The sequence below is a fragment of the Saccharopolyspora montiporae genome (genome assembly GCF_015209505.1).
In the GTDB taxonomy this organism is placed as follows: domain Bacteria; phylum Actinomycetota; class Actinomycetes; order Mycobacteriales; family Pseudonocardiaceae; genus Saccharopolyspora; species Saccharopolyspora montiporae.
On the sequence record NZ_JADEYC010000007.1, the window covers coordinates 289,708 to 309,592 of the forward strand.

Annotated in this window: 18 protein-coding genes; 11 read left to right on the top strand and 7 right to left on the bottom strand. The window is 71.0% G+C overall.

Annotated features, from left to right (window positions below):
* Positions 1-15: 15 nt before the first annotated feature.
* The gene (locus tag IQ251_RS05025; protein ID WP_193927240.1) at positions 16-561 is read left to right on the top strand and encodes a hypothetical protein; all 546 of its coding nucleotides are present in this window, start codon (positions 16-18) and stop codon (positions 559-561) included.
* A 289-nt stretch (positions 562-850) separates the two neighbouring features.
* Positions 851-1,333 carry a hypothetical protein gene (locus tag IQ251_RS05030; protein ID WP_193927241.1) on the top strand — a complete coding sequence of 161 codons (483 nt, stop codon included), beginning with the start codon at positions 851-853 and terminating at the stop codon, positions 1,331-1,333.
* A gap of 47 nt (positions 1,334-1,380) precedes the next feature.
* Here the strand turns inward: IQ251_RS05030 and IQ251_RS05035 are convergent, their stop codons facing one another.
* Positions 1,381-1,962, bottom strand: coding sequence for a TetR/AcrR family transcriptional regulator (locus tag IQ251_RS05035; RefSeq protein WP_193927242.1), 582 nt, complete (start codon positions 1,960-1,962; stop codon positions 1,381-1,383).
* 299 nt (positions 1,963-2,261) lie between these two features.
* On the opposite strand from IQ251_RS05035, the gene IQ251_RS05040 reads away from it, so the two are divergent.
* From IQ251_RS05040 to IQ251_RS05060, 5 genes are all read left to right on the top strand, one after another.
* Positions 2,262-3,485, top strand: coding sequence for a hypothetical protein (locus IQ251_RS05040; RefSeq protein ID WP_193927243.1), 1,224 nt, complete (start codon positions 2,262-2,264; stop codon positions 3,483-3,485).
* Positions 3,486-3,517: 32 nt separating this feature from the next.
* Positions 3,518-5,203, top strand: coding sequence for an acyl-CoA synthetase (locus tag IQ251_RS05045; protein WP_193927244.1), 1,686 nt, complete (start codon positions 3,518-3,520; stop codon positions 5,201-5,203).
* A gap of 144 nt (positions 5,204-5,347) precedes the next feature.
* The gene (locus tag IQ251_RS05050; RefSeq protein ID WP_193927245.1) at positions 5,348-6,880 is read left to right on the top strand and encodes an FAD-binding protein; all 1,533 of its coding nucleotides are present in this window, start codon (positions 5,348-5,350) and stop codon (positions 6,878-6,880) included.
* Positions 6,881-7,050: 170 nt separating this feature from the next.
* Complete coding sequence (locus IQ251_RS05055) at positions 7,051-7,923, top strand: esterase/lipase family protein (RefSeq protein ID WP_193927246.1); 873 nt, start codon at positions 7,051-7,053, stop codon at positions 7,921-7,923.
* A gap of 189 nt (positions 7,924-8,112) precedes the next feature.
* Complete coding sequence (locus IQ251_RS05060; protein WP_193927247.1) at positions 8,113-9,183, top strand: NAD(P)H-dependent amine dehydrogenase family protein; 1,071 nt, start codon at positions 8,113-8,115, stop codon at positions 9,181-9,183.
* Positions 9,184-9,226: 43 nt separating this feature from the next.
* Here IQ251_RS05060 and IQ251_RS05065 read toward each other — a convergent pair whose 3' ends face one another.
* Entirely contained in the window at positions 9,227-9,961 is a 735-nt protein-coding gene (locus IQ251_RS05065) for a glucose 1-dehydrogenase (protein ID WP_193927248.1), read from the bottom strand.
* A gap of 129 nt (positions 9,962-10,090) precedes the next feature.
* Positions 10,091-11,701, bottom strand: coding sequence for a GMC family oxidoreductase (locus tag IQ251_RS05070; RefSeq protein WP_193927249.1), 1,611 nt, complete (start codon positions 11,699-11,701; stop codon positions 10,091-10,093).
* A 440-nt stretch (positions 11,702-12,141) separates the two neighbouring features.
* Between IQ251_RS05070 and IQ251_RS05075 the strand changes: the two genes are divergently transcribed.
* Together IQ251_RS05075 and IQ251_RS05080 are read left to right on the top strand one after the other, a co-directional pair.
* Positions 12,142-13,677, top strand: coding sequence for an aldehyde dehydrogenase family protein (locus tag IQ251_RS05075; protein WP_193927250.1), 1,536 nt, complete (start codon positions 12,142-12,144; stop codon positions 13,675-13,677).
* A gap of 60 nt (positions 13,678-13,737) precedes the next feature.
* Positions 13,738-14,526 carry an enoyl-CoA hydratase/isomerase family protein gene (locus IQ251_RS05080; RefSeq protein ID WP_370591213.1) on the top strand — a complete coding sequence of 263 codons (789 nt, stop codon included), beginning with the start codon at positions 13,738-13,740 and terminating at the stop codon, positions 14,524-14,526.
* Between the two features lie 157 nt (positions 14,527-14,683).
* Here IQ251_RS05080 and IQ251_RS05085 read toward each other — a convergent pair whose 3' ends face one another.
* From IQ251_RS05085 to IQ251_RS05095, 3 genes are all read right to left on the bottom strand, one after another.
* Complete coding sequence (locus IQ251_RS05085; protein ID WP_193927251.1) at positions 14,684-15,187, bottom strand: DUF4232 domain-containing protein; 504 nt, start codon at positions 15,185-15,187, stop codon at positions 14,684-14,686.
* Positions 15,188-15,359: 172 nt separating this feature from the next.
* Positions 15,360-16,118 (bottom strand): S1 family peptidase, encoded by a 759-nt coding sequence (locus tag IQ251_RS05090; protein ID WP_193927252.1) that lies wholly within the window; start codon positions 16,116-16,118, stop codon positions 15,360-15,362.
* A 385-nt stretch (positions 16,119-16,503) separates the two neighbouring features.
* On the bottom strand, positions 16,504-17,349 hold the full coding sequence (locus IQ251_RS05095) for an SDR family oxidoreductase (protein WP_370591214.1): 846 nt from the start codon (positions 17,347-17,349) through the stop codon (positions 16,504-16,506).
* A gap of 211 nt (positions 17,350-17,560) precedes the next feature.
* Here IQ251_RS05095 and IQ251_RS05100 point away from each other — a divergent pair, with 211 nt between their 5' ends.
* Positions 17,561-18,409, top strand: coding sequence for a siderophore-interacting protein (locus tag IQ251_RS05100; protein WP_193927253.1), 849 nt, complete (start codon positions 17,561-17,563; stop codon positions 18,407-18,409).
* Between the two features lie 14 nt (positions 18,410-18,423).
* On the opposite strand, the gene IQ251_RS05105 is transcribed toward IQ251_RS05100, so the two are convergent.
* A complete protein-coding gene (locus IQ251_RS05105) occupies positions 18,424-19,326 on the bottom strand; it encodes a TIGR03619 family F420-dependent LLM class oxidoreductase (protein ID WP_193927254.1) in 903 nt (300 codons plus the stop codon).
* Positions 19,327-19,424: 98 nt separating this feature from the next.
* Between IQ251_RS05105 and IQ251_RS05110 the strand changes: the two genes are divergently transcribed.
* A complete protein-coding gene (locus IQ251_RS05110) occupies positions 19,425-19,859 on the top strand; it encodes a hypothetical protein (protein WP_193927255.1) in 435 nt (144 codons plus the stop codon).
* Positions 19,860-19,885: the final 26 nt, after the last annotated feature.

Here is a 19,885-nt window from a genome sequence, read left to right on the forward strand (position 1 = left end):
CGAACAGGAGATCACGTGTCCACATCGGACACCGGACTCAGCGGTCCGGAATCACGGCGACGGCGCCTGCCCGTGCTGCTGCTGGCGGGCGTCGCGGTGCTGTCGGCAACCGCTGCCGGTCTCGCCGCCACATCCTGGGCGAGCGCGCTCGGCGATGCCGACCTGGCCACCGGCCATGCCCGCGACGAGGTGCTCCGCCAAGCCGGACACCGGCTCGTGCAGATGAACACGCTCGATCACCGGCGTGCTGCCGAAGACCTGGACCGGTGGCAGCAGCAGGTGACCGGTCCGTTGGCCGAGGAGGTCGCCCGCAACCGGGAGGACAACGTCGCGGCGATGGAACGAGCCGGTACCACGACCACCGCCGAGGTGCTGGATTCGGCGGTCACCGATATCGATCCCGATGCCGGGGAAGCGACCGCGATGGCGGCATTGCAGGTGACGGTGCGCGCCGAGGGGAGCGAGCCGGTGACCAAACGCAGTCGGATCCAGGCTGAGCTCACCAAGGTCGACGCCGACTGGAAGCTCAGCGGAGTGCACGTGGTGGGCGTGTCGAGCTGACCGGAAGCAGGAGAACGCAATCGTGGCAACGAAGCCATCCGGCCGGCGACACGTCGCCGGCCGTCCCCGGAACACCCGCGCAGGTGAACCCGAGCGGCCCGAGAAGCCGTCGGCCGCAAGCGCGACCGCGCACACCCACCGGGATGCCGAGTCTCCCGGTTCCGCGGATCCGCCGACGGATGCCGACCCTTCGGCGGTCGGAGTCCGGTCGGGCGCGGCCCGGTTGCGCTACCTTCGCGGGCTCCGACCCCGGTTTCGGCTACAGCTTCCCGGGCAGCGCACTTCGATCGTGCTGCTCAGCGTGCTCAGCGTGCTGTGCGCGGGAGCTGCCGCGGGGTTCGGCGTGGCCGCGCACGGTCTGCGCTCGGGCGCTTCCGAGAACCAGGCGCTGGTGGACGGACGGGCTACGCAGGCCGTCGTGCAGCAGACTTCCGCGGCGGTCCGGACAGCGTTCTCCTACAACCATGCCGACCCCGCCGCCACCCGCGAGCAGGCTCAGCAGGTGTTGATCGGCGATGCGGTGCAGCAGTACAACGGGCTGTTCGGGGAGGTGGAGCGGGTCGCGGTCGAGCAGGGGCTGCAGTTCGCCACGACGGTGCGTTCCGCGGGCGTGACGCGGCTGGTGGATGATCGCGCCGAGTTGCTGCTGTTCGTCGACCAGCAGGGCGTGCGCGCCGAAAGCCCCGAGCGGCGCTCCGGTTCGGCACAGTTGGGCATCACCGCACAGCGGGTCGGTGCGGAATGGAAGATCAGCCGGATCGAGGTGCTCTGACCCCTCCCCGACCGACCGCGCGGCGCACGAGGTCGACCGGCCGGTTCTCAACCACGTCGACTCAATATGAGGTCGGCAGTGCTGGTCAGCCGCTCGGCGACCCGGTCGTAGGTCGTGTACCCCATCCCGGCGTGCACCATCGCGCCGATCCAGGCGAACTCCAGCGCGTTGAGCACGTCATCGTCCCCGTCGTCGCCCAGCGCGGCCGACAACCGGTCCCGGATGCCCATACCGATGCGTACCCGCAGGTGTTGCACATCCGGGTCGTCGCCGAGCATGGCGTTGGTGCAGGCCAGCGCGAGCGACGCTTCATCGGCGACGAGCAGCGCGACTTCGCGGAGCACTCCCCGGACGCGGGCATGGACCTCGCGGGGCTCATCGGCAACGGGCGGGAGCGCCTGCAGCCGCCGCCAGAACACTTCGGCGATCAGATGGTTCTTCGAGGAGAAGTACGTGTAGGCGGTTGCCGGGGCGACGCCCGCGCGGGAGGCCACATTGCGCACGGTCATCCCGGAATAACCCGCAGACCGCAGCTCCTCCACCGCGGCTTCGGTCAGCCCGCGGACGGTGTCGGCTTGGCGCGAGTTCAACCGGCGGCGGGTGGACTCGTTCGCGAGATTCTCGGACACGCGTCTGGACACTACTCCAGGAAACGGTCGGCAACAACAACGGGCGCATGCAGCTCCTGCGCACGCTCGCAGCGTACGACCTCCCGGAGTACTTCCCGGGCCCCGGGGTCTGGACAACTGATCGGGTTTCCGCCAAACTCCGAGTCCGATGGACACGTGTCCAGACAAATATTCGCAACATGTTCACGCCTCCGCACCGGCATCCACCGCGGTCCCAGGCGCGGAGCGACCCCGTTCCCCCCGACGACAGCCCACCACCACCGCGCCGCGCAGCGCGGCGCCGGAAATCGGAGGACGCGGTGCGATCTCGGTACGGCACCCTGCAGCACGACCAGCTCGCCGTTCTCGTCCCGGAACTGCTGCTGGCCGGACAACTCATCGACCGCTCGGCGATGGCCTGGTGCATCTCCGCCTTCGGCCGCGAAGAGATGACCCGGATCGCCATCGAGGAGTGGATGGCCGCCAGCCCCATCTACACCCGGCGGATGCAGCGCGCGCTGCAGTACGAGGGCGATGACGTCCTGACCATCTTCAAGGGCCTGCAGCTGGACATCGGCGCTCCCCCGCAGTTCATGGACTTCCGCTACACCGTGCACGACCGGTGGCACGGCGAGTTCCACCTGGACCACTGCGGCGCGCTGATGGACGTGGAACCGATGGGCGAGCGCTACGTGCGCGCCATGTGCCACGACATCGAGGACCCGACGTTCGACGCCACCGCGGTGGCCACGAACCCGCGCGCCCAGGTGCGGCCGGTGCACCGGCCGCCGCGCGTGCCCGCCGACCGGAACCCGCACTGCGCCTGGACGGTGATCATCGACGAAGCGCACCCGCCGGTGACCGAATCCGAAGGCTGCCTGCGGCTGCAGCGCAGCCGGGCGGCGGACGTCGAGCTCGGCGCGATCGACCCGGCGCAGGACGGTGCCTGCGACTACACGGGCCCGCTGCGCAGCGACGTCGACTTCGCCGCGTTCTCCCATTCGGCGCTGGTGCGCATCGCCGACGAGGTGTCGCTGCAGATGCAGCTGCTCAACCTCGGTTTCGTGCACGCCGTGCACCGCAGGACCGGGCCGGAGCAGGCCCGCGAGATCTGCGCGAAGCAGCTGCTGGGCATCGCGGGCATCGCCGCCGAGCGCCTGCACCGCGCCCTGCGGCTGCCCGCCGACGCCGATGCGGCGTTGCGCGTGCTGTCCCTGCACCCGCTGCTGAACCCCGCGGCGTACGTCACCGCCGAGGTCACCGACAGCGCGCTGCACGTGGACCCGGGCCCCGCGCACGAGGACGGGGCGTGGATCACGCTCTGCGGCCCGGACGATCCGGCGCCGCTGCAGGCCGTCGTGCGCGCCGTCGACCCGCACCTGGACGTCCGGGTCGACGGCGACGCCTCCGCGTGGACCGCGCGGGTGGTGCGCAATCCGGCCGCAGCGCCGGAGTTCGACGAGGTCGCGGTGACCCGGGTCAGCAGCGGAGCCGGGTTCACCTTCCAGCCGCGCCGCTCGCTGCCGATCACCCCCGCGCGCTGAACCGCAGCCGGCACAGTGGAAGGAAGCGATCCATGTCCGCTCCGAACACGACGTTCGACCTGTCCACCGTTTTCGACACCGTCGCCCGCGCCGTTCCGGAACGCGAGGTCTTCGTGTGGGGCGGTCTCCGGCTGCGCTATCGCGAGATGAACGCCCGCATCGACGGGCTCGCCCGCCACCTCGTGCAGCGTGGACTGGCCTGCCACGGCAACCGCGGCGACCTGGCCGGGCACGTCTCGCACCAGAGCCACCTCGGGCTGTACCTGCGCAACGGCAACGAATACCTGGAGAGCATGATCGCCGGGTACCGCGCCCGCACCGTGCCGGTGAACGTGAATTACCGCTACGTAGACGAGGAACTGCACCACCTGCTGTCCGACACGCAGGTCCGCGCGCTGGTCTACCACGCCGAGTTCGCCCCGCAGGTCGCCGAGCTGCGTGCCCGGTTACCGCAGCTGGAGGTGCTCATCCAGGTCGCCGACGACAGCGGCAACGACCTGCTGCCCGGGGCCGTCGACTACGAGGAGGCCGTGCGCACCCCGCCGGGTACGGCGATGCCGGTGCCCGCCGGCGACGACCTCTACATCATCTGCACCGGCGGTACCACCGGACTGCCGAAAGCCGTGCTGTGGCACCAGGACGACATCTTCGTACGCGCCATGGGCGGAACTCCGTTCGGTAGCGACCAGCCGTTCGACTCCTACGAGCAGATCGCCGAGGCGGCGCGTGACGGCGGCGACGGGATGCGGCTGCTGATGACCGCGCCGTTCATGCACGGTGCCGCGCAGTGGTCCACGTTCCACGTCGTCACCACCGGCGGCAGGCTCGTGCTGCCCGCGGACAACACCCGGCTGGACTGGGAGGACGCGCTGGCGGCCACCGCGCGAGAGGGCGTGATCAGCATACCGATCATCGGTGATGCCATGGCCCGCCCGATGCTCGCCGCGCTGGAGGGCGGCCGGTTCGACCTGTCCGGGCTGGCGGCCATCAACAACGGTGGTGCTCCGCTCTCCCCCGCGGTGCGGACCCGGTTGCTGGAGGCGTTGCCGCACGTGCTGCTGCTCGACGCGGTCGGCTCCTCGGAGACCGGGATCCAGATGAACCACACCTCGGCCGCCGCGGCCGAAGCCGACACCGCGGTGTTCACGCCGGACGCGACCACCACCGTCGTGGCCGACGACCTCGCCCGCGAACTGCCCCCGGGCGGCGGGCAGGGCTGGCTGGCGACGAAGGGGCGCGTTCCGCAGGGCTACCTCGGTGACGAGGGCAAGACGGCGCGCACGTTCCCGGTCATCGGCGGCCGGCGGTACAGCGTTCCCGGTGATCGTGCGATCGCCTGCGCCGACGGGCGCATCGAGCTGCTCGGCCGGGAAGGGCTGACCATCAATTCCGGGGGCGAGAAGATCTTCGTCGAGGAAGTGGAACGCGCGGTGGCCGCCCATCCCGAGGTCCGGGACGTGGTGGTCGTGGGCCGGCCGTCGGAACGCTGGGGCGACGAGGTCGTCGCGCTCGTCGAGCTCGACCCGGCCGACGCCACCAGCGATGCGGAGCTGCTGGCCGAGTGCGCCAAGCACATCGCGCGCTACAAGCTGCCGAAGACGATCCTGCGCTGCACGGGAATCGTGCGCTCTCCGGCGGGCAAGGCCGACTACAGCTGGGCGCGCAGCTACGCGTGCTCCGCCCGGCCGGACGCGGAACCCGAGGCGCTGCGCCCGTAGTACCGCAGGGCTCCCGTTGACCGGGACCGCACCGGCCCGCGCCCGTGGCAGACCGTAGCGTGCGTTACCGAAAACACCCAGCAGGAAACCGGAACCGGCGCACGCCGCCAACCCCGGCACCCGTTTTCGGCGAAGAGGTCGCTCATGGACGAGTACTGTGACGTGCTGGTGGTCGGATCCGGCGGTGGTGCGCTCACCGGCGCCTACGTCGCCGCGCGCGAAGGGCTTTCGGTCACCGTGCTGGAGGCGACCGACCAGTTCGGCGGCACGACCGCCTATTCCGGCGGTGGCATGTGGTTCCCGTGCAACGCGGTGCTGCGCCGCGCCGGTGATGACGACACGATCGAGGTCGCTCGCGCCTACTTCCGCTCCGTCGTCGGCGAGCGGACCCCGCACGAACTGCAGGACGCGTTCCTGGACAACGGCGCGCCGCTGATCGACTACCTGGAAACCGATTCGAACCTGGAGTTCCAGGTCCTGCCCTGGCCGGACTATTTCGGCTCGGAGAAGCACGCCCGTCCGCAGGGCAGGCACATCGTCCCGAAACCGTGCTCGGCGAAGCGGCTCGGCTCGTTGCGCGACGCGCTGCGGGTTCCGCTGGACGCGGAACGCGGCGAGCAACCGCCCCCGGACAAGCTCGCCGGCGGCCAGGCACTCATCGGCCGGCTGCTCACCGCGCTGTCCGAGCAGCCCGGCGCGACCCTGCACCGCGAGGCGCCGTGCACCGACCTGCTCGTGGAAGGCGGTGCGGTCGTCGGTGCGAGCACGACCCGCGGCGGGAAGCCGGTCCGGATCCGCGCTCGGCGCGGTGTGCTGCTGGCCGCGGGCGGTTTCGAGCGCAACGCCGAGCTCCGGGAGCAGTGGGGGGTTCCCGGCGACGTGGCGGGCACGATGGGCTGCCCGGGCAACACCGGGCTCGCGCTGCGGGCGGCGCTGGCGGCCGGGGCGAGCACCGACCTGATGGATCAGGCCTGGTGGGCACCGGGACTGACCCACCCGGACGGCACCTCGACGTTCTCCCTGCTGTTCTCCGGTGGGATCTTCGTCGACGCGCTGGGTGAGCGGTTCACCAACGAATCCTGGCCCTACGACCGGATCGGCCGCGATGTGCTGGCCGGGATCGACGAGGGGACCCTGCACACCCCGTTCTGGATGATCTACGACGACCGCACCGGCGCGATCCCGCCGGTGGGCAGTGCGAGCGTGCCGCTGGCCGAGCCGGGCGCCTACGAGGCGGCAGGGCTCTGGCACAGCGCCGGGAGCCTGTCCGAGCTCGCCGGCCGGATCGGCGTTCCGGCCGATGCGTTGGAGCGGACCGTGGCCCGGTTCAACCGGATGGCGGCGTCCGGCACGGACGAGGACTTCCACCGCGGAGACGAGCCCTACGACCGGGCTTTCGTCGAGGAAGGCGGGTCGACGCTGGTGCCGATCGAGCGCGCGCCGTACCACGCCGCGGCGTTCGGCCTGTCCGACCTCGGTACCAAGGGCGGGCTGCGCACCGACGGCAGTGCGCGGGTGCTGGACGCGGCGGACCAGCCCATCCCCGGGCTCTACGCCGCGGGCAACTCGATGGCCGCGGTCAGCGGGACCACGTATCCGGCGGGCGGGAACCCGATCGGCGCCAGCATGGTGTTCAGCTACCTCGCGGCCCGCGACATGGCCGGAACGGGTCGGTGACACTGCGGCGAACCGGGTCCACCGGACGGGTGCAGTTGCCCGAAACACCGGAAACCACGTGACCCTGGTGCTACTTTCTGCCGATGTGGGCGAATTCGGGTCATCGTCCCGATCCGCCCCGCGCGACTCGGTGGACACCGCGGCTCCGGCCGCTGATGAAGGAGCACCCGATGGCATTTCTCTGGGGGATGCGGACTCTGGTGGCGGCCGCGGCAGCGGCACCACTGGCGTTCGCCGGACTTCCGGCCGCAGCGGCCGATATCCCCGACAAGACCGCGGACATCCTGCTGGTGCACGGTTTCGGCAGCGACTGCTCGGCGCTCAACGCCGCCAAGGACCACTTCCAGGAGCAGGTGCACGTGGGGGCGGTCAAGACCGTCGGGTACCGCGGCACGGACGACTGCGACGTGGACCTCCCGGCCTCGGACAACGACACCCCGATCCAGGAGGTCGCGGCCGATCTGGCCCACTACGTCGATGACCACTACAGCTCGGTCCGGCCGGTCAACATCGTCGGGCACTCGATGGGCGGGCTCGTCACCCGCGTGGCGCTGCTCGGTTCCGCGCAGGAGTGGACCGAACCGGATTTCCCGGACGGAAAGCTGCCGGTGAACAACGTGGTCACCCTGGGCACGCCGCACCAAGGCATCGCAGACCCCGACCAGCACGACGCCGGGCAGTGGGAGCAGATGCGGCCGCACTCCGGGTTCATGAAGCGGTTGCGCGCGGACGGCAACGGACTCGACGCGGACTGGGCCGCCGGCACCGACTGGACGCTCGTCGGGTCCGCGGAGGACAAGACCGTCACGTACACCTCCGCCATCGACGAGGGAAACCGCGCTGACAAGAAGTTCGGCTACCAGGACGATCCCGAGGACGCCGACGCGGTGACGCACGACGGGCTGCGCACCATCGGCGAAGGCGCCTTCTCGCTGCGGTACTGGGAGAAGGGCGAGCCGACGCAGGAAACGGAGAACGGCTGGGCGCCGCTGGAGACCGCCTACAACGCGGCGACGCACCTGGACGACGACCTCCCGTCGTAACAGACCGATTCCGCCACCCGATGGCAGCGAGGCCGAGGCGGGCGACCCCGTGGTCGCCCGCCTCGCGCACGTCCAGCCCCCGGCCCGGTTCTCCCCTCGACCGAACCTGCAATGGACACGCGTCTGGACAACCGGCCACAATGGGAATGCGCCGAACTTCCACCGACACCGGCGCGAGGGGACGTGCACATGAGCATCCGTGTGGCACACATCGGAACCGGCAACGTCGGAAAGCTCGCGCTGGCCGGGATCCTGACCGCCGAGGACTTCGAGCTCACCGGGATCGGCGTGTCCAACCCGGCGAAGATCGGCATGGACGCCGGGGAACTGGCCGGCTTGGACCGGACCACCGGTGTGCTCGCGACCGACGATCTGGACGCGGTGCTGGCCACCGCACCGGACTGCGTCGTGTACTGCGCCATGGGCGACGTGCGCCTCGCCGAAGCGGCGCAGGACTGCCGACGGATCCTGGACGCCGGGATCGACGTCGTCGGTTCCGCCCCGGTCTCGCTGCAGTACCCGTGGGGCGTGCTCCCGGACCGCTTCATCGAACCGGTGGCGCAGGCCGCGGAGCGGGGCGCGGCGAGCTTGTTCATCACCGGGATCGACCCCGGTTTCGCCAACGACCTCGTGCCGCTGGCGTTCGCGAGCACGTGCCAGCACATCGAACAGGTGCGCTGCACCGAGATCGCCGACTACGCCACCTACGACGGCGCGACCGTCATGTTCGACGTGATGGGCTTCGGCCAACCCACCGAGGAAGTCCCGATGCTGTTCCAGCCCGGTGTGCTCAGCACGGCCTGGGGCACCGCGATCCGCCAGTTGGCGGCGGGACTCGGGATGGAGGTCGACGAGATCACCGAGTCCTGCGAGCGGGAGCCCGCCCCGGAGGCGTTCGAGGTGGCCGCGGGGCACATCCCGGCGGGCGGCACGGCCGCGGTGCGGTTCACCATCACCGGGATCGTCGGCGGGGAGCCGGCGATCGTCGTGGAGCACGTGACCCGGTTGCGCGAGGACCTGCGCCCGGACTGGGCGCAGCCGGCGCAGGCCGGTGGCTCATACCGGGTGGAGATCACCGGCGAACCGTCCTACGCGGTCGACATCTGCCCGAGCAGCGTGCAGGGCGACCACAACCACGCCGCGATCGTCGCCGCGGCGGGCCGCATCGTCAACGCGGTTCCGGCCGTCGTCGCCGCACCGGCCGGTATTCGCACCGCCCTGGACATGCCGCTGGTCACCGGCAGACGCTTCGCCAAGTAGCGCGGCGCCGCGGCACCGGCCACCGGCGCCGCGGCGCACCGGGTCACTTGTGCGGGACGTCGGCGACCAGACCGCCGTCCACGACGAACTCGGAACCCGTTGCGTACGAGGACTCGTCGCTGGCCAGGAAGAGCACGAACGTCGCCACTTCGGCCGGATCGGCGGGCCGCCCCAGCGGGGCTTTGATCATGTCGTCCGGGATGCCCTCGGTCATCGGGGTGCGGATCAGGCCGGGATGGATCGAGTTGACCCGGATGTTGTGCTGCGCCAGTTCGAGCGCGGTCGATTTGGCCAGCCCGCGCACCGCCCACTTCGTGGCCACATAACCGTGCGCCCACGGGCTGCCGCGCAGGCCCTCCACCGAGGACACATTCATGATGGACCCGCCGCCCGCCTCGATCATCGGGTCGGTGACCGCCCGGATACCCAGGAAGCTGCCGGTGAGGTTCACGTCCAGGATCCGCTGCCACTGCTGCAGGTCGAACTTCTGGATGGCGCTGCCGTTGACGATGCCCGCGTTGTTGACCAGTACGTTGATCCGGCCGAATTCCTGAACCGCAGTGGAAACCGCGTGCTGCCACTGGTCGGGTTCGGTGACATCCAGCGGCACGTAACGCGCAGCAGAACCCAGTTCGTCGGCGAGCGCTTTGCCCTCGTCATCGAGGATGTCCCCGATGACCACCTTCGCGCCCTCCGCGACGAGCGAGCGCGCGTGCGCGGCTCCCATTCCACGGGAACCACCGGTGATGATTGCGACCTTGCCGTCGACACGTCCCATATTCTCGGACAGTACTGCAAGGTAGAACACGTTTCAATGCACTGTTCCGGGCATTCGCGCCAAGAAGGGAGGCGGGATTCTCCCGTCCACCGGACTGCAGCGGCGCCCCGCCAACACCTGGATGCCCGCTCAGCGCAGGATCTCCTCCGCGCAGCGCTCACCGATCATGATCGCGGGGGCGTTGGTGTTGCCACCGGTGATGGACGGGATGACCGACGCGTCCGCAACGCGCAGTCCGTCCACACCGCGGACCTTGAGGTCCGGACCGACCACCGCGCGCTCGTCCGAGCCCATCCGGCAGGTGCCCACCGGGTGGTACACGCTGTGCACGAAGTTCGGCAGCACGCGGCGCATCTCGCGCTCGTCGCGGTACTCCTCCCCCGGCCCGATCTCGCCTTGGCTGTCCCCGACGCCGGCCATCGTCTCGCGCACCATCCGCACGCCTTCCAGCAGGACCTCGGTGTCCTGCTGCGCCTTCAGGTAGGCGGGGTCGATCAGCGGTGCCGCCAGCGGGTCCGCGCTCTTCAGCCGCACGGTCCCCCGGCTCTCCGGGTAGATCAGCGTGGGGAACACGCTCTGGCCGGGCTTGGTGGTCGGCGGCCGGAGCCCCTTGTCCGAGTCCTGGTTCGGCACCGGGTACACCCAGTACAGGCTCAGCAGCTGCAAGTCGGGGACCGATCCGGCGTAGGAGGTGCGCACGAAACCGGAGGCCTCGAACTGCGAACCCGCGGCCCACCCGCGTCCGGGGCGGATCATCTCGCGCAGCAGCCCGCCGGCGAAGTACGCGGGCGTCGGTTTGCGCAGCGCCGAGTCCATCCGGAAGGAGATCGGCACGAACAGGTGGTCGTGCAGGTTGTCACCGACCGGCAGGTCCGCGCGCGGCTCGATGCCGTGCCCGCGGAGGTGCTCGGCGGGGCCGACCCCGGACAGCATCAGGATCTGCGGCGAACCGAAAGCCCCTGCGGACAGCACCACTTCGCTACCGGCGTGCACGGTGTGCTTGGTGCCCTTCTTGTCCGCGACCTCGATGCCCGTCGCGCGCGAGCCGCGGAACACCACCTTGGTCACCGTGGCGTCGGTGAGCACCACCAGGTTGTTCGGCCGGTCGTCGTGCAGGTAACCCTTGGACGAGGAGTACCGCACACCGCGGTCCGCGCTGAGCTGGAACGCGGAGATGCCCTCCTGGCTCTCCCCGTTGTAGTCCTCGACCCGAGGAACCCCGAGCCTGCTGGTGGCCGCGTCCATGAAGTCGCTCGCGGCGTCGGTCATCGTGTTCACCCGCCGCACGCGGATGGGGCCGCCGGAACCGCGCAGCTCGGATGCGCCGCCCTCCCAGTCCTCCAGCCGCTTGAACGCGGGGAGCACGTCGTCGAACGACCAGCCCTTGCACCCGTCACTGGCCCAATCGTCGTAATTCTGCCGGTTCCCACGCACGAACAGCATTCCGTTGATCGAGCTGGACCCGCCGAGCACCCGGCCGCGGGTCTGCGGGACCACCCGCTGCCACGCGTCGGTCTGCGGAACCGACTTGTAGCCCCAGTCGAAGTTCTTCTTCAGCTCGGGTGTCGACAGCATCGCCGCGATGGCGCCCGGGATGCGCAACAGGCTCTTCAGCGGCCCCCGGTCATCCCGACCCCCGGCCTCCACGAGGACGACCGAGGCTCCGCTGTCCGCGAGCCTGCGTGCGACCGCGCATCCCGCGCTGCCGGCTCCTACCACGACGTAGTCAGCCTGAGACATGGTGTGGCGCCCTTCTCCGGTCGGTTCCGCCCGACACCTCGACGACGATCGGGACGACTACCAGTAGAGTAGAACGTGTTACACACGCTGTCCATCGTCCATCGGTTTCTTCCTCCCCGTCCCGCCGTCAGGAGTTCGCGGGTCCTGCGCACCACCCCGAAAAGACCAACATCGGCTCTTCCGCCGAGAAGCAGGTGGTTACGTCCGTCCTCAATGGATTCAATCGCGGACGGAACGCGCCACTGCACGCGCACCGCGACCGCCGGTGCATTCGGAACCCTTGCGTCGGCCGACCAGCACATCTACAGTTTTGCGGCAGAAACCAGCCTCTCACCAGGAATTTCGATTCCTGCACGAGAACCTGTTGCATAACGAGCAGGAGCGCGAGCACCCCGGCCGGTACCCGTCCAGCACACGCGCCACCCCGGAGGAATCCACCCATGGCCATCGTGAACCAGCTCCCGAGCGCAGCCGACGGGCGCCGCCGCCTCCGCCTGGCGAGCCCGGTGGACGAGGAACCGGTCGGTGAACTCGACGTCAGCACCAAGAACGACGTCGACGACGCGATCTTGCGCGCGCGAGCAGCGCAGGTGGCCTGGGCGGAGCGGCCGATCAAGGAGCGGGCCGCCATCGTGCGCTCGGCCGTGGACCAGGTGGTCGCGCGGCGCGAGGAGATCATCGAGACGCTGCAGGCCGAAACCGGCAAGCCGCGCGCGGAAGCGCTGACCATCGAGATCGTGCCGGCGTGCGACTTCCTCAACCACTGGAGTAGGCGGGCCCACCGCGTCCTGCAGGATGAACGCCGCGCGGTGCACGGCTACATCCGGCCGCTGAAGAAGCTGCGGATCCACTACCAGCCGCTGGGCGTGGTCGGGGTGATCACCCCGTGGAACGCGCCGTTCGTGCTGTCGCTGAACCCGGTCGCCCAAGCCCTGCTGGCCGGCAACGCCGTGGTGCTCAAGCCCTCGGAGATGACGCCCCGCTCGGCGGAGTGGGCGGTGCGGATCCTGCACGCGGCCGGGGTTCCCGAGGACTTGGTGCAGGTCGTGCACGGGGATGGCGAGACCGGCGCGGCACTCGTCGACGGCGACGTGGACAAGATCTCGTTCACCGGCAGCGTGGGGACGGGTCGCAGCATCGCGGCACGCGCCGGAGAACGGCTCGTCCCGTGCACCCTGGAACTGGGCGGCAAGGACGCGATGATCGTCTGCGCCGACGCCGATCTGGAGCGCGCCGCCAACGGTGCGGTGTACCTGTCCATGTTCAACACCGGGCAGGTGTGCCTGAGCGTCGAACGGATCTACGTGGCCGATCAGGTCGCCGAGGAATTCACCCGTCTCGTCCGGGAGAAAGCCGCCGCGGTCACCTGCGGCAGCGGGGACACGGACATGGGACCGCTGTTCTCGGACACGCAGCTCGACATCGTCGACAAGCACGTCCGCGATGCCGAGGAGAAGGGCGCCACCATCGCGGTGGGCGGCAAGCGCGCCTCGGAGAAGGGCCTGTACTTCCAGCCCACGGTCGTCCTGGACGCGAGACCGGACATGGACATCATGCGCGAGGAGACCTTCGGGCCGGTGGTGGCCATCATGCGGGTGCGCGATGATGAGGAAGCGATCCGCCGGGCCAACGACAGCGATTTCGGCCTCGGCGGCAGCGTGTTCACCCGCAGCGCGGCGAAGGCGGCCGCGATCGCCAAGCGCCTGAAGACCGGATCAGTCGTGCACAATGACGCGGCCGTCATCTATGGCGTCGCCGAAGCGCCGTTCGGCGGCCGCAAGGACAGCGGGGTCGGTCAGGTCAACGGCGTCGACTCGCTGCGCGGGTTCACCCACCCGCAGCCGCTGCTGCTCAGCCGGTGGCCGCTGAAGAAGGAGAACGTCTGGTACCCCTACACCGCGGCCGTGGCCCGCAATCTGGACGCGGTGGTCCGCTACGGATTCGGGAACCGGATCATGCGGTGGTTCCTGTCGTAACTTCTGTTCCACATCGGACACTACAGGCCGGGTTCGGCCACGACGGGACCGGAGCGCATCGTGCCCATCCTCACCACCACCGACAACGACCGCGTGCGCACCCTGACCCTGAACCGGCCGGACGCGCTCAACGCGTTCGACGAAGCGCTCTACGATGAGCTGACCGAGGCGCTGCGCGGCGCGGCGGACGACCCGGGTGTCGGTGTCGTGCTGCTCACCGGCTCCGGCAGGGCGTTTTGCGCCGGAACCGACCTCAAGGAGATGTACGCCCGCAGCACCGATCCGGATTTCGTGCCCGGCGAACACGGCTTCCTCGGGCTCATCGACGCCCTGGCGGAGTTCGACAAGCCGCTGGTCGTGGCGGCCAACGGGCTCGGCGTGGGCCTGGGCCTGACCGTCCTCGGGTTCGCCGACCTGGCGTTGGCCTCGACCGAGGCCCGGTTCCGCTGTCCGTTCACCAGTCTCGGCGTGGCTCCGGAAGCCGCCTCCAGCTACCTGCTCCCGCACCTGGTCGGCAGGCAGAACGCCGCGTGGCTGCTGCTGTCCGCGGAATGGATCAGCGCGCAGCAGGCCCACGACATGGGGCTGGTCTGGCAGGTGTGCCCGCCCGAGGACCTCATGGGCGCGGCGCAGCAGCACGCCGCCACCATCGCGGCCCGGCCGACGTCCAGTCTCCGGGCGGTCAAGGCCACGATGATCGCACCGCTGCGCGATGAGATCGCCGCGGCCCGCGAGCGCGAGAACGCGCAGTTCGCCGAACTCCTCGGTTCTGCGGCGAACCTGGAAGCGCTCACCGCGTTCGCCGAGGGGCGCGAGCCGGATTTCGCCGCGCTCCCCGGCGGCGGGTGACAACCGGTCCGGTCGCGCCGATCAGCTGTCCGGCCGCGCGTCCGGTCGTCGACACCGGGCCTGTCCTGCGGCGGGACCGGCGGCCCCCATCACCGGTATCCGGTCCCGCCGCACCGGGCGCGGAGCTCTCCCCTTCTCCGGCCCGGGGTCGGCGGGGTCAGCCGCCCGCGGTGAACGAGCCCGCGCGCAGCGGACCGTCGACGCCGCCGCGGACCCAGCCGGTCCGGATCGGCGTGTCGTCCCCGGGCAGCGTGAGGCTCACCGAGGTCGCCCGGGCCGGACCCTCGGTCGCCGGACCGGTCAGCAGCGCCGCCGCGGAGTGGTTGCCGGACAGCGTGATCCGCTCGCCGCTGGCCGGTTCGGTCTCGACCGGCATGGGCAGCGGTCCACCGGGGCCGTGGAAGGCGAGTTCCTCGGGCGTCCCGCTCAGTTCGCAGACGGCCCCGGGCTGCGCGTCGACGACGATCTCGTAGCGGCGTTCCTGCTCGCTCGGCGACGGACGTTCCGCGGTGGACACCGACACGTCACCCGCGGTGCAGGCGGGCGGCGGCGGTGGCGGGGTCGCCTGGGCCGTGGCCATCGTCGCCATGCCCAGCCCGGACACCGCCATCGCCGTGAGGCCGGCGGTGAGGGTGGTGCGCTTGCTCGGTGCGTTCGCCATGCTCGTGCTCCTCGGTCGTTTCCGCGTTCTCTGTTCTCCGAAGACGTCCGAGGGCGGCGGTGGATGCGCGGTGGAGGCGAACAGTGCGATCACTCTCCCCCGCGCAACCCCGGCGCTCCTCGGACGTCGGCCCGCACCGCCGTCCCCCGCGCAGCGGTCCGGGGGTACTGCGTCACGCCGCGATGTGCTGCGCGATCCAGTCGCCGTAGGCGGTCACGTCGGTGTAGATACCGGTCCCGGTCCCGCACGCCGGGTCGTCGTCGCCGTCGCGGCTCGTCGCCCCGATCAGCTCCCAGTCGCCCGGTTTGCCGCGCAGCTTCGGTCCACCGGAGTCGCCGTAGCAGGCTTGGGCGCCCTCGGTCGGGCTGTCCATGCACAGCTCGCGCTCAGCGTTGATCTCGGTGCACCGCTCGGCCGGGACCAGTTCGGTGTCCAGCTCCTGCAGCTGTTGCGGCGTTTCCGGGCATTCCTGGCTGTTGTCGCAGGTCACGCCCCAACCGAGGATCCGGGTAGGCGTACCGGCCGGTCCGGCTTCCTCGGCGATGCGGACCGGCTGCTGCGGAACCTGCCGATCGAGTTTGACCAGCGCGATGTCGTCGCCCCCGGCCGTGTTCCCGAAGTTGAATCCGGGGTGCACGACCGTCTCGCTGACCCCGGCCACGGTGCCGCCCGCGGCGCGGTCGGCGCTGCCGACCCGGGCCTGCAGCTGCCCCTCGACCGGTACGCAGTGCGCGGCGGTGACCACCCAGTCGTCGGCGACCAGCGACCCGCCGCAGCTGTGCTGCCCCTCGGTCGACTGCAGCGAGACCATGAACGGGTACTCCTCGGTGGCCTCGTGCCCGCCGACGATGTAGGGCTGCACCCCGGCCGCCGCCGACGGCACCAGCGCGACCATCGCCGCGCAGGCCCCCACGGCGCCGCTGACCGCCATTCTCCTTCTGCGCGGCCGGTTTTCGCCGTGCTCTGCCATGTCTATCCACTCCCGACGCTCGCCGTGCTGGCTGACGACGGGAACATTAGGAGCCCGCACCGGGCCGCGGGATCGACCGAAGGGACAGACCGCGGGGCCGTTGGGCCACCCCGCCGGACGGTGCCCGGACCCATCCCGCGCCGGGCGGCACGGCAGGAAGGAGTCCCCCGGCATACCGCGCGACCAGGGGCGGGACCGGGTGAGCGCGGAACGCGCGCCGTTCGGCTGCGCTCTTCGGCCTCGGCCGAAAGCACTACCCCGCCGCTGCGTTCGGCCAAGGCGGCCGCGGCGCCGTCCTACCGGGACATGGCGCACTCCCGCACCGGCACGCGGGGTCCGGAGCGGATCAGCCGTCGCCGGCGTACTGGGCGCGCACCGCGGCGACCACGCCGCCGTCCACGAGCAGATCGTTGCCGGTGATGAACCCGGCCGCCGGGGAGAGCAGGAACTCGGCGGCGCCGGCGATGTCGTGCGGAGTGCCGGCCCGCCCGGTCGGTGAGGCGTCGATCATCGCGCGCATGTGGCCCCCGCTGTCCCCGGCCAGTTCCTGCCTGCCCATCGCGGTGGAGATGATCCCGGGGCTGATGCTGTTCACCCGGGCGCCGCGCTCGCCCCACGCGGCGGCCGCGGCCTGCACGCGCAGCAGGTTGGCGCGCTTGGCGAACGCGTAGGCGGCGCCGGCCTCGGTGCGCACCGCCGAATCGGCGGCGGGCAGGTCGGGCAGATCCTCGGCCGGTGCGCGCATCAGCGCCGCATCCCGCTCGGGATCGGGCGTGCCGGACGGCAGGTGCCCGGCCATGCTGGCGATGATCACACCGGCGCCGCCCGCTGCCACGACCCGCGCGAACTCGTCCAGCACCAGGGCTACGCCGACCAGGTCCACCGCCAGCACCGCGTCGGCCGACGCCTGTTCCGGGGAGAGACCGGCGGTGTGCACGACGGCGGCGACCGGACCGAGCTCGGCGGCGCGGTCGGCCAAGGCCCGCACCTCGGCACGCACCGAGACGTCCACGCGCTGCGCGGTCACCTCGAAGCCCTCGTCGCGCAGCCGCTCGGTGGCCGCGGCCAGGACGTCCTCGTCGAAATCGGCCAGCAGCACGCGGTGTCCGCTGCCGATCCTCCTGGCCGTCGCGAGACCCATACCGCCCGCGCCGAGGACGGTCAGCACAGGTGCGTGATCGAACGTGGCCACGACGCCTCCCGGTGGCACGCCCCGAGCCGGCACCCGGGGCCCTCATGATGGTCGGTGCGACGCTATCGGCACCGCGCAACGCCGTCATCGGCGCCCTGGGGGTTGTCGCGGGGTCGCGAGCAGCGCTATGGTCGCGTGCATTAGGGTTGCCTAACCTAAAAGGCCAGGTCCGGAGCGGCCGGAGGTACGCGCGAGAAGGGCGAGGTTTTCCGTGGGCGAGCAGCGCAAGCGGCCGAAAGCGGTGCACACCGGCGTGGTCGAGTCCACCGAGCGGCTCACCGACGGCATGGTCCGGGTGGTGCTGGGCGGGGACGGGCTGTCCGGGTTCGAGATCGACGGGTGCACCGACAGCTACGTGAAGCTCCTGCTGCGCGCCGACGGCGGGCCGCTGCCCGAACCGTTCGACTACGAGCGGTTCCGCGAGCAGCACCCCAAGTCGGAGTGGCCGGTCAAGCGCACCTACACCGTGCGCGCCTGGGACCCCGACCGGCGGCGGCTCACCATCGATTTCGTCGTGCACGGCGACCGCGGCGTCGCGGGGCCGTGGGCGGCCGCGGCCCGACCCGGTGATCGGCTGCACTTCATGGGCCCGGGCGGCGGATACGCCCCCGGGCAGTGGGCGGACTGGCACCTGCTGGCCGGTGACGACAGCGCGCTGCCCGCCATCGCGGCCGCCGTGGAGGCGCTCCCCGACCGGTGCCGCGCGCACGTGTTCGTCGAGGTCGAGGGCCCGCAGCACGAACAGCACGTGGCGGTGCCGGACGGCGTGCAGGTCACCTGGCTGCACCGCGGGCAGCAGCGCGTGGGCACCTCCCTGGTTCCGGCGGTGCGCGAACTGGACTTCCCGGACGGCGCGGTGCACGCCTTCGTGCACGGCGAGGCGAACTTCGTCAAGGAGCTGCGCTCGCTGCTGCGCGTCGAGCACGGCATCCCGAAGAAGCAGCTGTCCATCTCCGGGTACTGGAAGCGGGGCGGGGACGAGGACGCCTGGCAGGCCGGCAAGGCCGAGTTCAACCGCGCGATCGAGGAAGAGGAGGCGGCGCGCATCGCCGCGGCGTGAGCCCGCGCGGCTGATCAGCCCCGGACACGCCGCAGCACGGCGTCGGCGATCTCCAGGGCCTGGTCGACCGAATCGGCCGCGTTCATCAGTTCCACGAAGCAGTGCCGGATGTCGGTATCCCGCTCGGCGCGCATGATCGTGTCGACGACGTCCTCCAGCGGGGTGTCGGTCGCCGGCGAGATGCGCAACACCGCGCCCAGCGGGACCGAGGTGCGCCCTTCGGCCGCGGCGAGCTCGCGGATGCGGCCCAGCACCGTGTTCACCGCCTCCGGATCGAACGCGCCCCGCCCCGGTACGTGCACCGGCAGCCAGCCGTCCGCGCGCCGCGCGACCCGGGCGATCGCCGCGGGCGCGAAACCCGCCAGGTAGATCGGCGGCCGCGGCTGCTGCACCGGTTTGAGATCGGCGTAGGTGGCCGGGACGGTCCAGTGCGTCCCCCGGTACTCCGCCGGGTTGTGCGACCACAGTTCACCGAGCGCGTCCAGGCACTCGTCCAACCGGGCACCCCGCTGCCGCATGGGCACCCCGCTGGCCTCGTATTCCTCCGGCGACCAACCGGTGCCGAACCCGGGCAGCAGCCGCCCACCGCTGAGCTGGTCGATCGTGGTCAGCGAGCGCGCGAGCACCGCCGGGGCGTACCACGGCGCGTTGAGCACGTTGGCACCGATCAGCGGCCGCTCGGTCACCGCCGCGGCCACCGACAGCAGTGCGAACGGGTCCAGCGCGGAGCGGAACACCTCCGGGATCGCGTCCCCGCCCGCGTAACCGACGCTCGGGTCCACCGGCGCCAGCAACCGGTCGCCGACCCAAAGGCTGTCCGCGCCGAGCCGCTCGGCTTCCCGGGCGAACCGGGCGACTTCGCCGCCTTCCTGCGCCTGGGAACCGAATTGCGGCAATGTGAAACCGATCCGCTGCATGCAGCGCCTCCCCTTCTCACCGGGTGGATGTTTGTCCGTCGATCACCGCGGGTAGATCACCGGGCACGCTGCACGATCCGCCCGCAAGGAGGTGCGCGGTGCTCGACATCGGTTCGTTCACGTCGGTCACGGCCATCGGCATCGCCGTGATCGCCGTCGACGCCTACCTCATCCGACGTCACGGCGAAACCTACCTGGAGGGAGCCTACTCCGACCCACGCTCGGCCGACTCGCTGAACCGGATGATCACCACGCTGTTCTCGTTGAGCATGCTCGGAATCCTGGCGTTGCTGTCGGTGGCCGGGACCGGCAGCGGCGGGTTCCCGGACGTGGTGACCCGGTTGGGCGTCCTGCTGCTGATCACGGCCGCCGCGCACGGCATCGTGCTGGCGCTGCTCACCCGGACGCGGCGCCGCCAGCGCGAGCAGCGGATCAACGCCGAGGTCGCGATGCAGACCCGGGCACCGGGCGCCTCCGCCGCCCGCCCACCCACCGGACGCTCCACACCGGACTCTTCCGCCGACCGTGTTTGATCGGCACCGCGGCGGGGAAACCGCCG